Source organism: Serpentinimonas raichei (genome assembly GCF_000828895.1).
In the GTDB taxonomy this organism is placed as follows: Bacteria; Pseudomonadota; Gammaproteobacteria; order Burkholderiales; family Burkholderiaceae_C; genus Serpentinimonas; species Serpentinimonas raichei.
Window position 1 is genome coordinate 2,158,334 of the sequence record NZ_AP014568.1, and the last position, 15,628, is coordinate 2,173,961.

Below are 15,628 nucleotides of genomic sequence, written 5' to 3' on the forward strand. Positions count from 1 at the left end.
TTCAAGTGGCCTCCCCTTGCTCGGCCTGCCAGCGCCGTTGCAGCGCCAGCCGGCCCTGCACCACGTCGGAGAAGGGGTGGCGCACGCCGGCGATTTCTTGGTAGTCCTCGTGGCCTTTGCCGGCCAGCAGGATGATGTCGCGCGCATCGGCCATATCGACCGCCTCTTGGATCGCCTCGGCGCGGTCGGGCTCGACGATGGCGCGCACCGGCTCGCTCAAGCCAGCCTGCATTTCGAGCAGGATTTGCAGCGGGTCTTCGCTGCGCGGGTTGTCGCTGGTGAGCACCAGCCGCGCCGCTTCGCGCTCGGCCGCTGCGGCCATGAGCGCTCGTTTGCTGCGGTCGCGCTCACCGCCGCAGCCCAGCACGCACCACAGGCGCCCGCCCCGGTGCTCGGCCAGCGGCTGCAAGGCTTGCAGGGCTTTTTCTACCGCATCGGGGGTGTGGGCGTAGTCCACCAGCAGCAGCGGCAAGCTGGCTGGGCCGTCGGTCCAGGCGGCCTGCATGCGGCCGGGCACCGGCGTGAGCGCGGCGCTGGCCTGCGCCGCCGCTGCCAGGCTGTGGCCGCCGATGCGCAGCACCGCCAGCGCGCACAGCAGGTTGCTCAGGTTGTAGTCGCCCACCACGTCGAGCGACAGGCTGATGCGCTCGCCACCCTGCCCTGCTGGCCCCTCTTGCTCTGCTGGCACTTCCTGCACCACGAAGTCGATGCCGGTCGCGCTCCAGTGGCGCTCCAGCAGGCGCAGCCGCGCCGGCCGCTGCGCTTCGGGCTCGGTCGAGACCGTCCACAGATCGAGGCTGGGGCGCTGCGCCAGATCGGCCGCCAGTTCGCGCCCGTGCTCGTCGTCGATGTTGACCACTGCCGCCTGCAGATTGGGCCAGTCGAACAGGGCGCGCTTGGCGGCCCAGTAGGCTTGCATGGTGCCGTGGTAGTCGAGGTGGTCCTGGCTCAGGTTGGTGAACACCGCCGTATGCAGGCGCGTAGCGTTGAGCCGCCCTTCGTCGATGCCGATCGAGGAGGCCTCCATCACCACCGTTTGCAGCCCCTGGTCGGCGTAGCGGCGCAGCAAGGTTTGCAGCGTCATCGGGTCCGGCGTGGTAAAGCCGGTGCTCTGCAGCGCGCTGCCTGCGGCCCCGGTGCCCAGGGTGCCGATCAGCGCGGTGGGCTCGCCCAGCGCCTGCAACCACTGGCTGCACCACCAGGCGCTCGAGGTTTTGCCGTTGGTGCCGGTGATGGCCACCACGCGCAGCGCCGCGCTGGGGGCGCCGCAAAAGCGGTGCGCCACCTCGCCCGCTGCCGCCTTAAGTTGCGCCAGCGCCGCCACCCGCGGGTCGTCGAAACCCCAGTCCTGCACCCGTTCGGCCTCCACCAAGCAGGCCACGGCCCCGGCTCGCAGCGCCGCCGCCACGAACTGGCGCCCGTCGTGGCCGCTGCCGGGCCAAGCCACGAAGGCGTCGCCGGGCTGTAGCTGGCGGCTGTCGCTCACCAAGCGCTGGGCACCCTTGGCCTGTAGCCAAGCCACCGCCTCGGCGGCCAAATCAAAGGTTGGGATCATCCTGGCTCCTGCACCAAATCGGCCACGATGTGCGGCCGCACGTCCACGTCGGGCGCCACACCGAGCACGCGCAAGGTCTGCTGCACCGTGGCTGAAAATACGGGGGCTGCCACCACGCCGCCAAAAAATCCGCCCTCGGTGGGCTCGTCGATCATCACCGCCACCACCACGCGCGGCTGTTCGGCCGGGGCCAGCCCGACAAAGAAGCTGCGGTGCCGATTGATGGCGTAGCCCGTACCCTCTTGCACGCGCGAGGTGCCGGTCTTGCCGCCGACCGAAAAGCCCACCGTCTGCGCACGCTGCGCGGTGCCGCCCGGCCCGGCGCTGAGCGCCAGCATGTGGCGCACCGCCTGCGCGTGCTGCGGGCTGAACACCGGCACCCCTTGGGCCGGCTGCTGGCTTTTGAGCAGGGTCACAGGCAGCAGCTTGCCATCGCGGGCAAACACGGTGTAGGCCTGCGCGAGCTGGAACAAGGAGGTGGACAGGCCGTAGCCGTAGCTCATGGTGGCCTGCTCGATCGGGCGCCAGCTCTCGTAGGGGCGCAAGCGCCCGCTCGCGGCACCGGGGAAGGGCAGTTGCGGCCGCTGCCCAAAGCCTATGCGGGTGTAGGCCTCCCACATCTCACGCGGCTGCATGATCTGCGCCAGTTTGACCATGGCCACGTTGCTCGACGCCTTCATGGCCTCGTTGAGCGTGACCGTGCCCAAGGCCCGGATGTCTCGGATGGTGAAGCGGCCCATGGTCAGGCGGCCGTCGCCGGTCTCGATCAGGGTCTCGGGGCGCACCAGCCCGCGCTCCAGCGCTATCGCAGCCATGAAGGGTTTCACGGTGGAGCCGGGCTCGAAGGTATCGGTCAGGGCGCGGTTGCGCACCTGCTCGCCGCTCAGGTTGCGGCGCTGGTTCGGGTTGAAACTGGGGTAGTTGGCGAGCGCCAAAATTTCGCCCGTGCGGGCATCGAGCACCACGATGCTGCCGCCCCGCGCCTGGTGCTGCTGCACCGCCTCGCGCAGGCGCTGGAAGGCGAAGAACTGGATGCGGCTGTCGATCGAGAGCTGCACGTCGCGCCCATCGACCGGCGGGATGACTTCGCGCACGTCTTCGACCACGCGCCCGAAGCGGTCGCGCAGCACCCGGCGCGAACCCGCCTGCCCCGACAGTTGGGCGTTGAAGGCCAGCTCCACGCCCTCTTGGCCCACGTCTTCGACGTTGGTAAAGCCGACCACGTGCGCCAGCGCCTCGCCTTCCGGGTACTGGCGCCGGTACTCTTTGCGAAAGTGGATGCCCTCGATGCCGAGTGCGCGCACCTGCGCCGCGCGCGGCTCGTCGAGCTGCCGGCGCAGCCAGACAAAGGTCGGGTGCCGATCCAGCCGACGCTGCAATTCGGCCGGTGGCAAATCCAGCAGCCGCGCCAGCTCGGGCATTTGGGGGTGCTGGCGGTCGATGTTTTCGGGGATCGCCCACACGCTCTGCGCCACCACGCTGGTGGCCAGGATCAGGCCATTGCGGTCCAGCACCCGACCCCGATTCGGCGGCAGCTCCAGCGTGCGCTCGAAGCGGATTTCGCCTTGGCGCTGGAAAAACTCGTTGCCAAACACCTGCACGTAGGCGGCGCGCGCGCCCAAGCCGAGAAAAACCAGCGCGAAACCGGCCACGATCAGGCGGCTGCGCCAGATTGGGGTGGCGCTGGTGAGCAAGGGGCTGGAGCCCAAGGCGATGCCGCGCTTCATGGACGTGGCTCCGGGCTGACCAAGGGTGGGCGGGATGCGGCGGGGGCGGCCACCGGCCCTTGCAGACGCTGCACCGGCCCAGCCGCCCCCGTGCCCGCCGGGCCGCTGCTGCTGCCGATGGGCAGGACCAACACCTCGGTGATGCCGGGGTGGATCGGGCGCATTTGCAAGCGCTCACTGGCCAGTTGCTGCACCCGCGCCGGGGCCGCTAGGGTGCGCTTTTGCACCTGCAACTGCTCGTGATCGGAGGCCAAGCGATCGGCCGCCGCGTTGGCGCGCTCCAGCGCCACGAACAGGCGCCGCGCCTCGTATTGCTGGTGCACCAGGCTCAGGGCGCTGGCCACCAGCACCAGCAGCAGCACCAGATTGAGCCGCGTCATGGCCGCAGCTCCGATGGCTGCAGCGCGGTGCGCTGGGCCAAGCGCAGCACCGCGCTGCGCGCGCGCGGGTTGGCCGCCACCTCGGCCGCGCTGGGCAAGACCCGCTGCACTTGCGCCAGCGCCAAGGCTTTGGGCGCGGCCAGCGGGGCGCGGCGGTCGTAGGCATCTTTGGCGTGCTGCGCCATGAATTGCTTGACTATCCGGTCTTCCAGCGAGTGAAAGCTGATCACCACCAGCCAGCCACCGGGCTTGAGCACGCGCAGCGCCGCCTTCAGCGCGTGTTGCAGCTCCTCAAGCTCGGCGTTGATGAAAATCCGAATAGCCTGAAATGTGCGCGTTGCAGGGTCCTTGCCCGGCTGGCGGGTTTTGACCGCGCCAGCCACGATTTGGGCCAGCTCGGCGGTGGTTCCAATAGGGCCCCGTTCCTGTCGGCGACGATCAAGCGCCTTTGCAATCGATTGAGCAAACCGTTCTTCGCCGTATTCACGTATCACCTCCGCAATTTCTGCAATATCTGCCCCAGCCAGCCACTCGGCCGCGCTCTGGCCCCGGGTCGGGTCCATGCGCATATCGAGCGGGCCGTCGTGGCGGAAGGAAAAACCCCGGGTGGGGTCCTCGAGTTGGGGTGAGCTCACCCCCAAATCCATCAAAATGCCGTCGGCGCTGGCCTCGGGCAGCTCAGCCAGTGCGGCAAAGCCCTGGTGGCGCACTGCGTGCAAGCGCGTCTCACTGGCCGCCAGTTGCCGCGCCACCTCGATCGCCTGCGGGTCTTTGTCGAACACCGTGAGGCGTCCGGCGGCCGATAGGCGCTCCAGAATCGCGCGCGCATGGCCGCCACGGCCAAAAGTGGCGTCGATGTAGCTCCCGTCTGCTTGCACGTGCAGCGCATCGACTGCTTCGTTCAACATGACGGTGCAATGGGCTAGGGGCTGTTGCACCGGCGGCCCCTAGAAAGAAAAGTCCTTCAGGGCCTCGGGCAGCTCGCCGCGCATCGCCTCGGCCTCCTGGGCGGCGTAGGCTTGGGCGTCCCAGAGCTCGAAGTGGTTGCCCATGCCCAGCAGCACCGCCTCTTTGTTCAAGTTGGCGGCGGCGCGCAGCTCGGGCGCGATCAGCACCCGGCCGGCGCTGTCGAGCTCGCAGTCCATGGCGTTGCCCAAGAAGATGCGCTTCCACCACTGGGCCGACATCGGCAGCGCGGCGATGCGCTCGCGAAACTGTTCCCACTGCGGGCGTGGAAACACCATCAGGCAGCCGTGCGGGTGCTTGGTGATGGTGAGCTGCCCCGCGGCGCACGCGCTCAGCACCTCGCGGTGCCGCGTCGGCACGGCCAAGCGACCCTTGGCGTCGAGACTGAGAGAGGATGCACCTTGGAACACAGCAGAATGGCCTTTTGACCCACTAATCACCACAAAAACACACTTTTCACCACTGTAGCACCAAATCCCAGCCACGCCTAGTCGGCGTTACACTTTTTTCAAATGAAATCAAGCCGTTAGGACTTGGTTGCAAGCCAACAAAAAAGTAAAAATCAAGCCTAATGAAGGGCTTACAAGCCACATCAAAAGTTTTGGATAAAGCTTTTTGGCGGCCGGGGTGGATGCGGCCGCGCCCGCGCACTCAAACGCGCAGCGCGTGCATGGAATACAGCGGCGCACCGCTCCAAGGCAGGCTCATGGCCTCGGCGGCCCAGCCGAACACGCCGTAGCACTCGGCAACGCTGCGCGCGGCGCACCGCGGACGCAGCCGCGGGTGCGCTTGCAGCAATTCCTGGGGCGAGCGCAGGCCCCAGCAAAACTCGGCCCCGCTCGGCCCCACGCTGTGGCAATGGCGCGCCTGCCCTATCCCTACGTGCGAAATGGCATCGAACACCAGCACCGAATCGGGCGGGGCACGCTCGGCAAACTCGCGCAGCAACGCGCGCACCCGCTCCGGCGGCAGGTACATCAGCACGCCTTCGCAGAGCAGCCACAGCGGGCCACTGGCGGCCAGGCGATCCAGCGCCAGCGCGTCCCACCAGCCGTCGCGGGCGATGTCGATGCCGGCGTTGTGGCGGCGCCCGCCCTGTTCCGGCAGCAGTTGCTCGCGCAAGTCCAGCACCTCGGGCAGATCGGCATCGAGCCAGCGGTTGCGGCCGCTGTCCAGCCACTGGAAGTGATTCGACAGCCCACAACCCAAGTTGACCCCGGTCGCGTGCGGGTAGCGGGCAAAAAACTCGCGCCCCCAAGCTTTGAGCACGCCGGTGCGCCACAGCACGTTGAGCATCACCAGCCGGTCTTGCAGCAGCGGCGCCACCTCGGTTTGCAGGCAGCTCAGCAGGTGCGCCGCGTCGGCGTCGTGGCAGTCCAGCCATGGGTAGCAGCGGGCGCCAAAAGCGCGCGCCACCAGCGGGATCAGCAAGGTCGAGCGCACCGCCTGCAACTGCGTCAGACGCACCAAACAGCCCAGCGGCACCGCCCCGGGTGGACAATGGCTGCGGCCGCAACGTCTGAGGGATGTCTCCATGGTGCAATGGTACGCCCAAGCACCGCCTGTGCGCTACAAAATATAGCGCGACAAATCCTCGTTGCGGCTCAGCGCTGCCAGCCGGGCATCGACCATGGCGGCATCGACCGTGACTTCGGTGCCGCTCAGGCGTGCGGCGTCGAAGCTGACCTCGTCGAGCAGGTGCTCCATCACGGTGGCCAGGCGGCGCGCGCCGATGTTTTCGGTGCGCTCGTTGACCTCGAAGGCGATCTGAGCCAGCCGCGTGATGGCGGCCGCGTTAAACACCAGCGTCACGCCCTCGGTGGCCAGCAGCGCCTGGTACTGGCGCACCAGGCTGGCATGGGTTTGGGTGAGGATGGCCTCGAAATCGGCCACGGTGAGCGATTGCAGCTCGACCCGGATCGGCAGCCGCCCTTGCAGCTCGGGGATCAGGTCGCTGGGCTTGCTCAGGTGAAAGGCACCGCTGGCGATGAACAGGATGTGGTCGGTCTTGACCGGGCCATATTTGGTGGACACGGTGCAGCCCTCGACAAGCGGCAGCAGGTCGCGTTGCACGCCTTGGCGCGAGACTTCGGCGCTGGACTGGCCGTCGCTGCGGCTGGTGACTTTGTCGATCTCGTCGATGAAGACGATGCCGTTTTGCTCGGCGCTCTGGATCGCTTGCAGCTTGATTTCTTCTTCGTTGAGCAGCCGCGCCGCTTCTTCGTCGATCAGCAGGCGGCGCGCTTCGGCGATTTTGAGCTTGCGCGTCTTGCGCTTGTGGGCACCGATCTGCGAGAACATGCCGCGCAACTGCTCGGCCATTTCCTCCATGCCCGGCGGCGTCATGACTTCGAGCTGCGGCTGCGCGGTGGCGAGTTCGATTTCGATTTCGCGCTCGTCGAGCGAGCCTTCGCGCAGTTTTTTGCGAAACACCTGGCGCGTGGCGTTGTCGCGCTCGGGCTCGGGCGCCAGCGGCCCCTCGTGCCGGGGCGCGGGCAGCAGCGCATCGAGCAGGCGCTCCTCGGCGCTGTCTTCGGCGCGGGCGCGCACCTTGAGCGCGGCCTGCTCGCGCGCTTGCTTGACGGCGATGTCCACCAGGTCGCGCACGATGCTGTCCACGTCTTTGCCGACGTAGCCGACTTCGGTGAACTTGGTGGCCTCGACCTTGATGAAGGGCGCTCCGGCCAGCCGCGCCAGCCGGCGCGCGATCTCGGTCTTGCCGACGCCGGTGGGGCCGATCATGAGGATGTTTTTGGGCGTGATCTCGGGCCGCAACTTGGGTTCGACCTGCTGGCGGCGCCAGCGGTTGCGCAGCGCAATGGCCACTGCGCGCTTGGCGGCGGTCTGGCCGATGATGTGGGCGTCGAGCTCGGAGACGATCTCCTGCGGGGTCATGGCAAAGGACATGGCTTAGAGCACCTCGACGGTGTGGTTCAGGTTGGTGTAGATGCACAGCTCGCCCGCCACCTGCAGCGACTCGCGCACGATCGCCTCGGCACCCAGCTCGGTGTGCGCCAGCAGCGCCCGCGCCGCCGCTTGGGCATAGGCGCCGCCCGAGCCGATGGCCACGATGCCGTGTTCGGGCTCGAGCACGTCGCCGTTGCCGGTGATGATCAGGCTGGCGCTGCGGTCGGCCACGGCCAGCATGGCTTCGAGGCGGCGCAGCACGCGGTCGGTGCGCCAGTCGCGCGTGAGCTCGATGGCGGCGCGCTGCAAGTGGCCTTGGTGCTTTTCCAACTTGGCCTCGAAGCGCTCGAACAGGGTGAAGGCGTCGGCGGTGGCGCCGGCAAAACCGGCCAGCACCTGCTCGCGGTAGAGCTTGCGCACCTTGCGCGCCGTGCCTTTGACGACGATGTGGCCGAGCGTGACCTGGCCGTCGCCGCCGATGGCGACTTGCACCCCGGCCGGGGTGACGCGGCGTACGCAAACGATGGTGGTGCCGTAGAGCAGGGTGGGATCGTGGGGGTTTTGGTTCATATTCAGTGGCGCACGGCCGCCCGAAGCCACTGAAGCGCCCCCTCGGGGGGCAGCGAGTGCAACGAGCGTGGGGGTGTTTTCATTTCAGTATTGCCGCAGGCGCAGGGTGGCGACCTCATCCAGACCCACGGTGTGAAAGTAGGCCGCCAGCAGCCGCGACAGGCCGTGCAGCTCCACCACCACGCTGCGCTGACGGGCCGCGAGCAGACATTGCAGGAGCGCGCTGGCGGCGGGCAGATCGACCCGCAACAAGGCCCGACAGTCGAGGACGAAAGGCGAACCCGGGGGGTGCTGCGCCAGGGCTTGGTCGAGGGCATTCCAGACCTGGACATGGCCCGCGCCCAAGCTGCCCGTGAGCGCGGGTGCGGCTTGCTCGATCAGGGTCAGGGCGGCCGGCCAATCGGCCAATCGTGTGTGGTCAAAGCCGTTTGGTGCACCCGGCAGCGGCAGCGGCAGGCCCGGCCATGCCAACGGCTCGGCGGCCGTGGCGGCGGACGGCTGGTGTGTCTGCGCGCTGGTGGCGCGCGCCGAGGGGACCGGCGCTGGCGCAGCCGCATCGGGCAGGCTGTCGGCCGCCGCATAAGCGCACAGGGGCTGCTCCCACTCCGGGGGCAGCACGCCGTAGGTGACGCAGTAGTCCAGCGCGGCCAGGTCGAACTCGTCGCGCCGGCGCATCAGACACAGCAGCGCCAGCCGCAGTTGCCACCACACGGCGTCGTTTTCGCTGCGGCCCGAGGGCGTGCTGGCCTTGAGGCGCCGGCGCAACACCGCCGCCCCAACGAAATGCAGCTGCAGCACACGCCGCCTCAAACCCTGCACCTGCTCCAGCAAGGCCTCGGCCGCGGGCAGATCGGCCGACAACAGGCCGGTCCAATCCAGCCATTTGACCGAATGGGGGCCCGCCAAGGCCTGCTCCAATGTGGCCACGGCTTGGCCATCGAGGAACAAGGGGCAGACCCAGATATCGAACGGCACAGGGGCCGCCGGCGGCTGCTCGGATGGGTCCGAGCTGGCCGCCGCCTCGCTGGGCCAACGCGGCACCGGGGTGCCAAAGCGTTCGGCGAACTCGGCGGCGAACTCATCAAACGATTCGAATTCCCCGCGCGCATGGAAGAAATCGAGCAAGGCCATGGCGGCCACCCGCGCCGACAGCGACTGCGGGGCTTGCACCATCAGCTGGCGCAAAGCGCGCTCCGCTGCTTCGTCTTGCCCTTGGGCAAAGGCCTGGGCCGCTTGGGCCAGCAACGGGTCGGTCAAGGCACCCGACAACGCTTGCAGGGTGGACTGCGCCTCTTCGGCCACGACATCGATTGGCAGCGCCGGGGCAGCCTTGGAGCGGGCTCGCAAATGCATGGACTGGCTCAAATCCCGGTCTATGGCTTGGGCCAGCCGGGCGCCCGCAATGCGCGTCCCGCTCGCCGCCGGCGTTTGGCCGCGCCCCAGCCAATGCTGCGCCATTTGGGACTCGATGCGAGCGATTTCGCTCATGGTGCGGTTTCTGGCGCTGCCCGGCCCCGCATCCAGCCTGAGCGTGGACGACAGCGTCGACAAGCCGCTCAAGCCCGAGCTCGGGGCTTGCGAAGAACCCTCTTCCTCTTGCTTCAACCAGCGCGCGCGCATGAGCTCGCGCAAGTGGTTGAGCTCGTCGTTGCGCACCCGGTCGTTGCGGCGTTTGCGTGCAACGGCTTCCTTGAGGGATAGACGCTCGGCATCGGGACCGGCCACCCCAGCCACCCCATCCGTATCGGGCTGTGCTCTGGGCGCAGCCGACGGACGCGCCCAAGCACCGCCGAGACGCTCCAGCCAACTGCGCGGGGGCGGGGCCTGTTGGCTCATCGTGGCCTTGTTGCTACACCCGGCATGCCAGCTCAGCCGCCTTTAGTCGCCAAACAGTTTTTGCTTGAGCTCACGGCGTTGTTGCGCCTCGATCGACAAGCTGGCGGTGGGACGCGCGAGCAAGCGGCCGACCCCGATCGGCTCGCCGGTTTCGTCGCAATAGCCATAGTCGCCGGAATCGATGCGGGCGATCGATTGCTCGATTTTCTTCAACAACTTGCGCTCGCGGTCGCGCGTGCGCAACTCCAGCGCGTGCTCTTCTTCGATGGTGGCGCGGTCGGCCGGATCGGGCACCACCGAGGTGTCTTCGCGCAGGTGCTCGGTGGTCTCGCCAGCATTGACCAGAATGTCGTGCTTGAGCTGTTGCAACTTGCGCCGGAAGAAGGCCAGCTGCACCTCGTTCATGTACTCGGCGTCGGGCATGGACAGCACGTCGGCGTCCGAGAGCTGATCGAGCGGCACGGTTTTCCAGTTGCCGCTCAGCTTGGGGTTTTTTTTCGGGCTCATGGGCGTGATGGCCACCAGCACCCGCTCGGGGCTGGGGCTGAACACCGCCTTGGCCGCCCCCGGGTCGTGCGAGGGCTCCACCGCTTGGCTCATTTGGGCCTGCATGGCGGCTTGGGTGGCGCGCTTGTTGACCGACGGCAGCCGCACTTCGCTGCCGACCTTGAGCACCTCATCGGGTGCGGCCTGGGCATCGGGCTTGGCGCCGGCCTTGGAGCCGGATTTGACGGGGCGCTTGGCAGGCGCGGCGGCAGCGGCGTCCACTGCCTCTGCAGTTGGGGCGGATTCTTTCACTACAGGTTTCCTCTCTGGGGCCGCAGATGCGGCCGGGACACGTCCTTGGTCCTTGGCCACAACGGCTGGCTCTGCAGCCGGCGCGTGGGCACAAGAAACAAAAGGGCCCGATTGTACGGCTTGACCCAAGTCGGCGGCATAGGGCCAGTTGGTGTAAGGCTTGCTCGGCTTCATGGTGGCGCTCCCACGTTCATTTTCGCGTTCACTCAAACCAAGGACTGCTCCAGCCCTTGGACCAAAATGTCGCGCGGCAAATCGATGCCGATGAACACCATTTTGCTCTGGCGCAGCTCGTCGGGCCGCCACTCGGGGCCCAAATCGGAACCCATGAGCTGGTGCACCCCTTGGAAAATCACCTTGCGCTGGGTGCCCTGCATGTGCAGCACGCCTTTGTAGCGCAGCATATTGGGGCCGTAGACCTGCACGATGGCGCCGAGGAAGTCCTCGAGCCGCGCCGGATCGAAAGGCCGCTGCGCCCGGTAGACGAAGCTTTTGACGTCGTCGTCGTGGTGGTGGTGGGCGTGCTGCGCTTCGTGGGCGTGCGCGGGGTGGTCGCAGTCCGGGCCATGCTGATGGCCGCCGTGCTCGTGGGCGTGCCCATGGCCGCAGTCCGGGCCGTGCTCGTGCTCATGCTCGTGGCCGCAGTCCGGCCCGTGCAGGTGTGGCTCGGGCGGAGCACTTGCGTCGAGCAGGAAATCGGGGTCGATTTCGAGTTTGACATTGAGGTTGAAACCGCGCAAATCGAACACCTTGTTCAGCGCCATGTGGCCGAAATGCACCGGCTCGATCGGGGCGCGCGGGTTCATGTGCTTGAGTCGGTGCTGCAAAGCCAGCAGCGCGGCCGGGCTGACCAGATCGGCTTTGCTGATGAAAATCTGATCGGCAAAACCCACTTGGCGTCGCGCCTGCTGGTGGGTGTCGAGCTGAGCCCCAGCATGCACCGCATCGACCAGCGTGATCACGGCGTCGAGCAGGTAGCTCTCGGCCACTTCGTCGTCCATGAAAAAGGTCTGTGCCACCGGCCCCGGGTCGGCCAGACCGGTGGTCTCGATCACGACGCGCTCGAAGTCGAGCTCGCCCCGGCGCCTTTTCTCGGCCAGTTCGCTCAGGGTGCTGCGCAGGTCTTCGCGGATGGTGCAGCAGATGCAGCCGTTGCTCATCTGGATGATCTGCTCTGGGGTGCCCGAGACCAGAATTTCGGCGTCGATGTTTTCGGCACCGAACTCGTTTTCGATCACGGCGATTTTTTGGCCGTGCGCCTCGGTCAGCAGGCGCTGCAGCAGCGTGGTTTTGCCCGAGCCTAAAAAGCCGGTCAGGATGGTGGCGGGGATCAGGGACATGGGCGGCTCACAGCAAGGAAAGGGCAGGCACGATCGGGCAGGCTGGACGGGGTCTGGCCACGGGTGACGGGCCAATCAACCAGCCAGTGTAGTGCAGTTCTTAGGTGCCGTGGCCAGATTTGCGTGCGCGTGGATGCGCCGCCTCGTAGGCGCGGCTCAGGTGCTGGAAATCGAGCCGGGTGTAAATTTGGGTGCTGGTGATGCTGGCGTGTCCGAGCAGTTCTTGCACCGCGCGCAAATCGGCGCTGGATTGCAGCACATGGCTGGCAAAACTGTGGCGCAGCATGTGCGGATGCACCCGCCCCGCTAGCCCCGCGCTGGCAGCCAGCGCCTGCAACTGGCGCCGCGCCACCTGGGGCGTCAGGCGAGCGCCGCGCGCGCCCACGAACAAGGCCGCCTCGGTGGCGGCAGGCCATGCCTGCTGGCGCGCCGCCAGCCACAGCGCCAGGGCCTGCAAGGCGGGGCCGCCCACCGGTACCGTGCGCCGCTTGCCGCCTTTGCCCAGCACCTGCACCTCGCCCGCTTGGGCATCGACCCAACCCAGCGCGGCCGCACTCGGGCGCACATCAAGCCCCAGCGCTTCGCTGATGCGCAAGCCGCTGCCATAGAGCAGTTCCACCAGGCAATGGGTTTGCAGCGCCAGCCAGTCGTCGGGCGTGGCCGCCACGGGCGAACTGGCGGCGCTTGCGCTGCCGGCCACGTGGGCGGAGTGGGTGGCCGTTGGCGGCTGGGGCAGGTGCGCGGCCAAGCGCAGCGCGTCGTGCACGTCCAGCGCCTTGGGCAGGGGCTGGGTCGCCTTGGGCGCGCGCACCGCTTGCAGCGGGTGCGCGCTGAGCACACCTTGGCGCCCCAACCAAGTAAAAAAACCCCGCCAGCACGACAACACCAGCGCAATGCCGCGTGGCTGCCGGCCCGCCCCTCGCAACTGCGCCGCCCAGCGCCGCGCATGGGCCGGGCGCACGCTGGTCCAGCGCAAACCCTCAGCGGCGCAGCGCTGCGCCAGCCCTTGCAAGTGGAGGGCGTACAGTGCTTGGGTGCGCGGCGCCAGCCGCTTTTCGACCCGGATGTGCCGCAGGTAGCGCGCCAGCCAGTCGGCGTCGGCCGCGTCCAAGGTGGGCGCTGGCGGGCTGTGCGCAGGGAGCTGACGCGCCACCATGGCCGTCCCTCTCAGGCGGCGCCGGTCGGCGGCCGCAGGCGACTCAGAGCCGCCGCCGCCAACTCGGCGATGCGCTGCAGAAAATCGGTGCCCATGTCGTTTTGAAAGCGCAGCGGGTCGTCAGAGGCCAACAGCATCAGCCCAAAGCATGGCTGACTGGCTGCCACGCGCAAGGGCAGCAGCGCCAGCGAGGCCACCGGCTGCGCCGGGGCCAGCCACTGCATCACCTCAAAACCCCGGTTCGGGCCGCAGTAGGGCTGCTGCAAGGAATCGGCCAAGGCCCGCGCCTCGGGCGAAACCGATTGGCAAAAAGCCGCTTCGGCATGGGCCGGGCTCAAGTCCCATAAGCGCAGCGCCACCTGGGGCAAAGCAAAATCGGCCAGCAAGCCCGTTAGCAACACCTTGGGCAAATCGGCGGCGTCGGGTACCGCCAGCAAACGGCGCGTCCAGTGCTGCAGCAGCCCATCGATGTGCGCGTTGTCGCGGCCATGGCGAATCATGTCGGCCGCCTTGTGCTCGAGGTGCCGGATTTTTTCGCGCAGCAACTCGGCTTGGCGCTCCTGCAGGCTGACGGCGCGCTGGCTGTGCGGACTGGTCAGTTGCACCTGCACCAGCACTTCGGCATGGCGCTCAAAAAAATCGGGCGACTGGAGCAAGAACTCGGCGATATCGCCTTCGGTCACGGGGGCAATCGGGTTCACAAACGGGGTTTCCTTGAAAAAAGCAGGCTTTAGCAAAGGTCGGGCAGCTCGATCACGCCCTCGAACACGGTTTCGGCCGGGCCGCTCAGGTGCACCGGCGCGGCCAGCCCGTGGCGCGACACCGGCCACGCCACCGACAGCGCACCGCCCGGCAGTTGCACCTCGACGCGCTCGTCGAACCAGCCGTGGCGGATGCCCGCCACCACCGCCGCACAGGCGCCGGTGCCGCAGGCCAGCGTTTCGCCCACGCCGCGCTCAAACACCCGCAGCCGCGCCTGCTGGCGCCCCAGCACTTGCAGAAAACCGACGTTGACGCGGTTCGGGAAACGGGGATGGCGCTCGATCAGGGGTCCGAACTGGGCCACCGGCGCGGTGTCGGTGTCGGGCACGCGCCAGACCGCGTGCGGGTTGCCCATCGAAAGCAACGAGAGTTCGGCCTCAAAGGCCGGCAGGGCCATTGGCCAGACCTGCCAGCCCCCGCAGGGCCGGGGTTGCAGGCCGGCGGCATCGAAGGGAATGCGCGCGGGCTCGAACACCGGCGCGCCCATGTCCACCGCCACCTGCCCCTCGTTGCCCCACTGCAACAGCAGCACGCCGCTGGCGGTTTGCACCCGAACCTCGGGGCGCAGGCTCAGGCCGCGCTCGCGCACGTAGCGGGCAAAGCAGCGTGCCCCGTTGCCGCAGTTTTCCACCTCGCCGCCATCGGCGTTGTGGATCGCGTATTCGAAGTCCACCCCGGCGTGCGGGGCCGCCCGTACGCTCAGGATCTGGTCGGCCCCGACGCCAAAGTGCCGATCCGCCAAGCGGCGGTACTGCGCCGACGTGAGGCCTAAGCGGCCACGGGTTTCGTCGAGCACGACAAAGTCGTTGCCCGCGCCCTGCATTTTGCTAAACGGAATGCGCATGGGCGCATTATCGGGCAGCCGCACGCCAATCGGCGCGCGGCGCCCATGCCGCCCAAGGCTTTAGCGCTGTGGCGCGACTTCGGCCATGAACATCTCGACGCGCCGGTTTTGCGCCCGGCCGGCCGCGGTGTCGTTGCTGGCCACCGGCTCACGCGAGCCGCGGCCGTCGATGCTGATGGAACCCATCGAGACCCCACGCGAGACCAAGTAGTCGCGCACGCTGGCGGCGCGGTTGAGCGAGAGCGGGTTGTTGATGGCGTCGGTGCCGGTGCTGTCGGTGTGACCGATGATGCGCAGGCGCGCGTTGGGGTTGCGCGCCATGCCTTGGGCAAAGGTGTCGAGGATGGGGCGGAAGTTGGGCTGAATGTCGGCCCGGCCCACGGCAAACGACACATCGGAGGGAATGTGGAGCTTGAGCTGGTTGTCGGCCGTCTGCGTGACCTCGACCCCGGTGCCGCGCGTGCTTTGCTCCATGGCGCGGCGCTGCTCCTCCATGCGGGTGGACCAGATGTGGCCACCGATGGCCCCCACGCCAGCACCGATCACGGCCCCGCGCAGCGCGCCGTCGCGGCCATCGGCCGCGGCACCGATGACGGTTCCGGCAATGGCCCCAATGCCAGCGCCTCGGGCGGCACCTTGCTGGGCTTCGGTCATGTTGGCGCAGCCGGCCGTCAGGGCGACGGCGGCAGCCAAGGCGGTGTAGGTGGCATAAGTGGCGATGCGCATGGTTTTTCCTTTGCAGTTGACAATACTGGCATTATCGGCCTGTATAAGCAAAGCGCAAGGT

At 67.8% G+C, this 15,628-nt stretch carries 15 protein-coding genes; all 15 read right to left on the reverse strand.

Annotated elements, in window-relative coordinates; all coding sequences use genetic code 11:
* Position 1 precedes the first annotated feature (1 nt).
* Positions 2-1,555: a UDP-N-acetylmuramoyl-L-alanyl-D-glutamate--2,6-diaminopimelate ligase gene (locus SRAA_RS10065; RefSeq protein WP_045532471.1), complete on the reverse strand. Its 1,554-nt coding sequence runs from the start codon at positions 1,553-1,555 to the stop codon at positions 2-4.
* On the reverse strand, positions 1,552-3,282 hold the full coding sequence (locus tag SRAA_RS10070) for a peptidoglycan D,D-transpeptidase FtsI family protein (protein WP_045532473.1): 1,731 nt from the start codon (positions 3,280-3,282) through the stop codon (positions 1,552-1,554). The genes SRAA_RS10065 and SRAA_RS10070 overlap by 4 nt, the downstream gene beginning before the upstream one ends.
* Positions 3,279-3,662 carry a cell division protein FtsL gene (gene ftsL, locus SRAA_RS10075; RefSeq protein ID WP_045532474.1) on the reverse strand — a complete coding sequence of 128 codons (384 nt, stop codon included), beginning with the start codon at positions 3,660-3,662 and terminating at the stop codon, positions 3,279-3,281. Before ftsL ends, SRAA_RS10070 begins: the two co-directional genes overlap by 4 nt.
* Positions 3,659-4,600, reverse strand: a complete 942-nt coding sequence (gene rsmH / locus SRAA_RS10080) for a 16S rRNA (cytosine(1402)-N(4))-methyltransferase RsmH (protein ID WP_082040021.1) — start codon at positions 4,598-4,600, stop codon at positions 3,659-3,661. The genes ftsL and rsmH overlap by 4 nt, the downstream gene beginning before the upstream one ends.
* A gap of 9 nt (positions 4,601-4,609) precedes the next feature.
* Complete coding sequence (gene mraZ, locus SRAA_RS10085) at positions 4,610-5,038, reverse strand: division/cell wall cluster transcriptional repressor MraZ (protein WP_045532478.1); 429 nt, start codon at positions 5,036-5,038, stop codon at positions 4,610-4,612.
* A gap of 241 nt (positions 5,039-5,279) precedes the next feature.
* The gene (locus tag SRAA_RS10090; RefSeq protein WP_082040022.1) at positions 5,280-6,164 is read right to left on the reverse strand and encodes a class I SAM-dependent methyltransferase; all 885 of its coding nucleotides are present in this window, start codon (positions 6,162-6,164) and stop codon (positions 5,280-5,282) included.
* 33 nt (positions 6,165-6,197) lie between these two features.
* A complete protein-coding gene (gene hslU / locus SRAA_RS10095) occupies positions 6,198-7,535 on the reverse strand; it encodes an ATP-dependent protease ATPase subunit HslU (RefSeq protein WP_045532482.1) in 1,338 nt (445 codons plus the stop codon).
* Between the two features lie 3 nt (positions 7,536-7,538).
* Positions 7,539-8,105, reverse strand: a complete 567-nt coding sequence (gene hslV / locus SRAA_RS10100) for an ATP-dependent protease subunit HslV (protein WP_045532484.1) — start codon at positions 8,103-8,105, stop codon at positions 7,539-7,541.
* Positions 8,106-8,189: 84 nt separating this feature from the next.
* Positions 8,190-9,941, reverse strand: a complete 1,752-nt coding sequence (locus SRAA_RS10105; protein WP_082040023.1) for an STAS domain-containing protein — start codon at positions 9,939-9,941, stop codon at positions 8,190-8,192.
* Positions 9,942-9,983: 42 nt separating this feature from the next.
* On the reverse strand, positions 9,984-10,739 hold the full coding sequence (dksA, locus tag SRAA_RS12530; RefSeq protein ID WP_231849281.1) for an RNA polymerase-binding protein DksA: 756 nt from the start codon (positions 10,737-10,739) through the stop codon (positions 9,984-9,986).
* A gap of 206 nt (positions 10,740-10,945) precedes the next feature.
* Complete coding sequence (locus SRAA_RS10115; protein WP_045532488.1) at positions 10,946-12,079, reverse strand: CobW family GTP-binding protein; 1,134 nt, start codon at positions 12,077-12,079, stop codon at positions 10,946-10,948.
* Between the two features lie 100 nt (positions 12,080-12,179).
* On the reverse strand, positions 12,180-13,235 hold the full coding sequence (locus SRAA_RS10120; protein ID WP_045532490.1) for a tyrosine recombinase XerC: 1,056 nt from the start codon (positions 13,233-13,235) through the stop codon (positions 12,180-12,182).
* Positions 13,236-13,246: 11 nt separating this feature from the next.
* The gene (locus SRAA_RS10125; protein ID WP_045532492.1) at positions 13,247-13,936 is read right to left on the reverse strand and encodes a DUF484 family protein; all 690 of its coding nucleotides are present in this window, start codon (positions 13,934-13,936) and stop codon (positions 13,247-13,249) included.
* Positions 13,937-13,965: 29 nt separating this feature from the next.
* The gene (dapF, locus tag SRAA_RS10130; RefSeq protein WP_045532494.1) at positions 13,966-14,841 is read right to left on the reverse strand and encodes a diaminopimelate epimerase; all 876 of its coding nucleotides are present in this window, start codon (positions 14,839-14,841) and stop codon (positions 13,966-13,968) included.
* A gap of 60 nt (positions 14,842-14,901) precedes the next feature.
* On the reverse strand, positions 14,902-15,561 hold the full coding sequence (locus SRAA_RS10135; protein ID WP_420834931.1) for a YiaD family glycine zipper/OmpA-like lipoprotein: 660 nt from the start codon (positions 15,559-15,561) through the stop codon (positions 14,902-14,904).
* Positions 15,562-15,628: the final 67 nt, after the last annotated feature.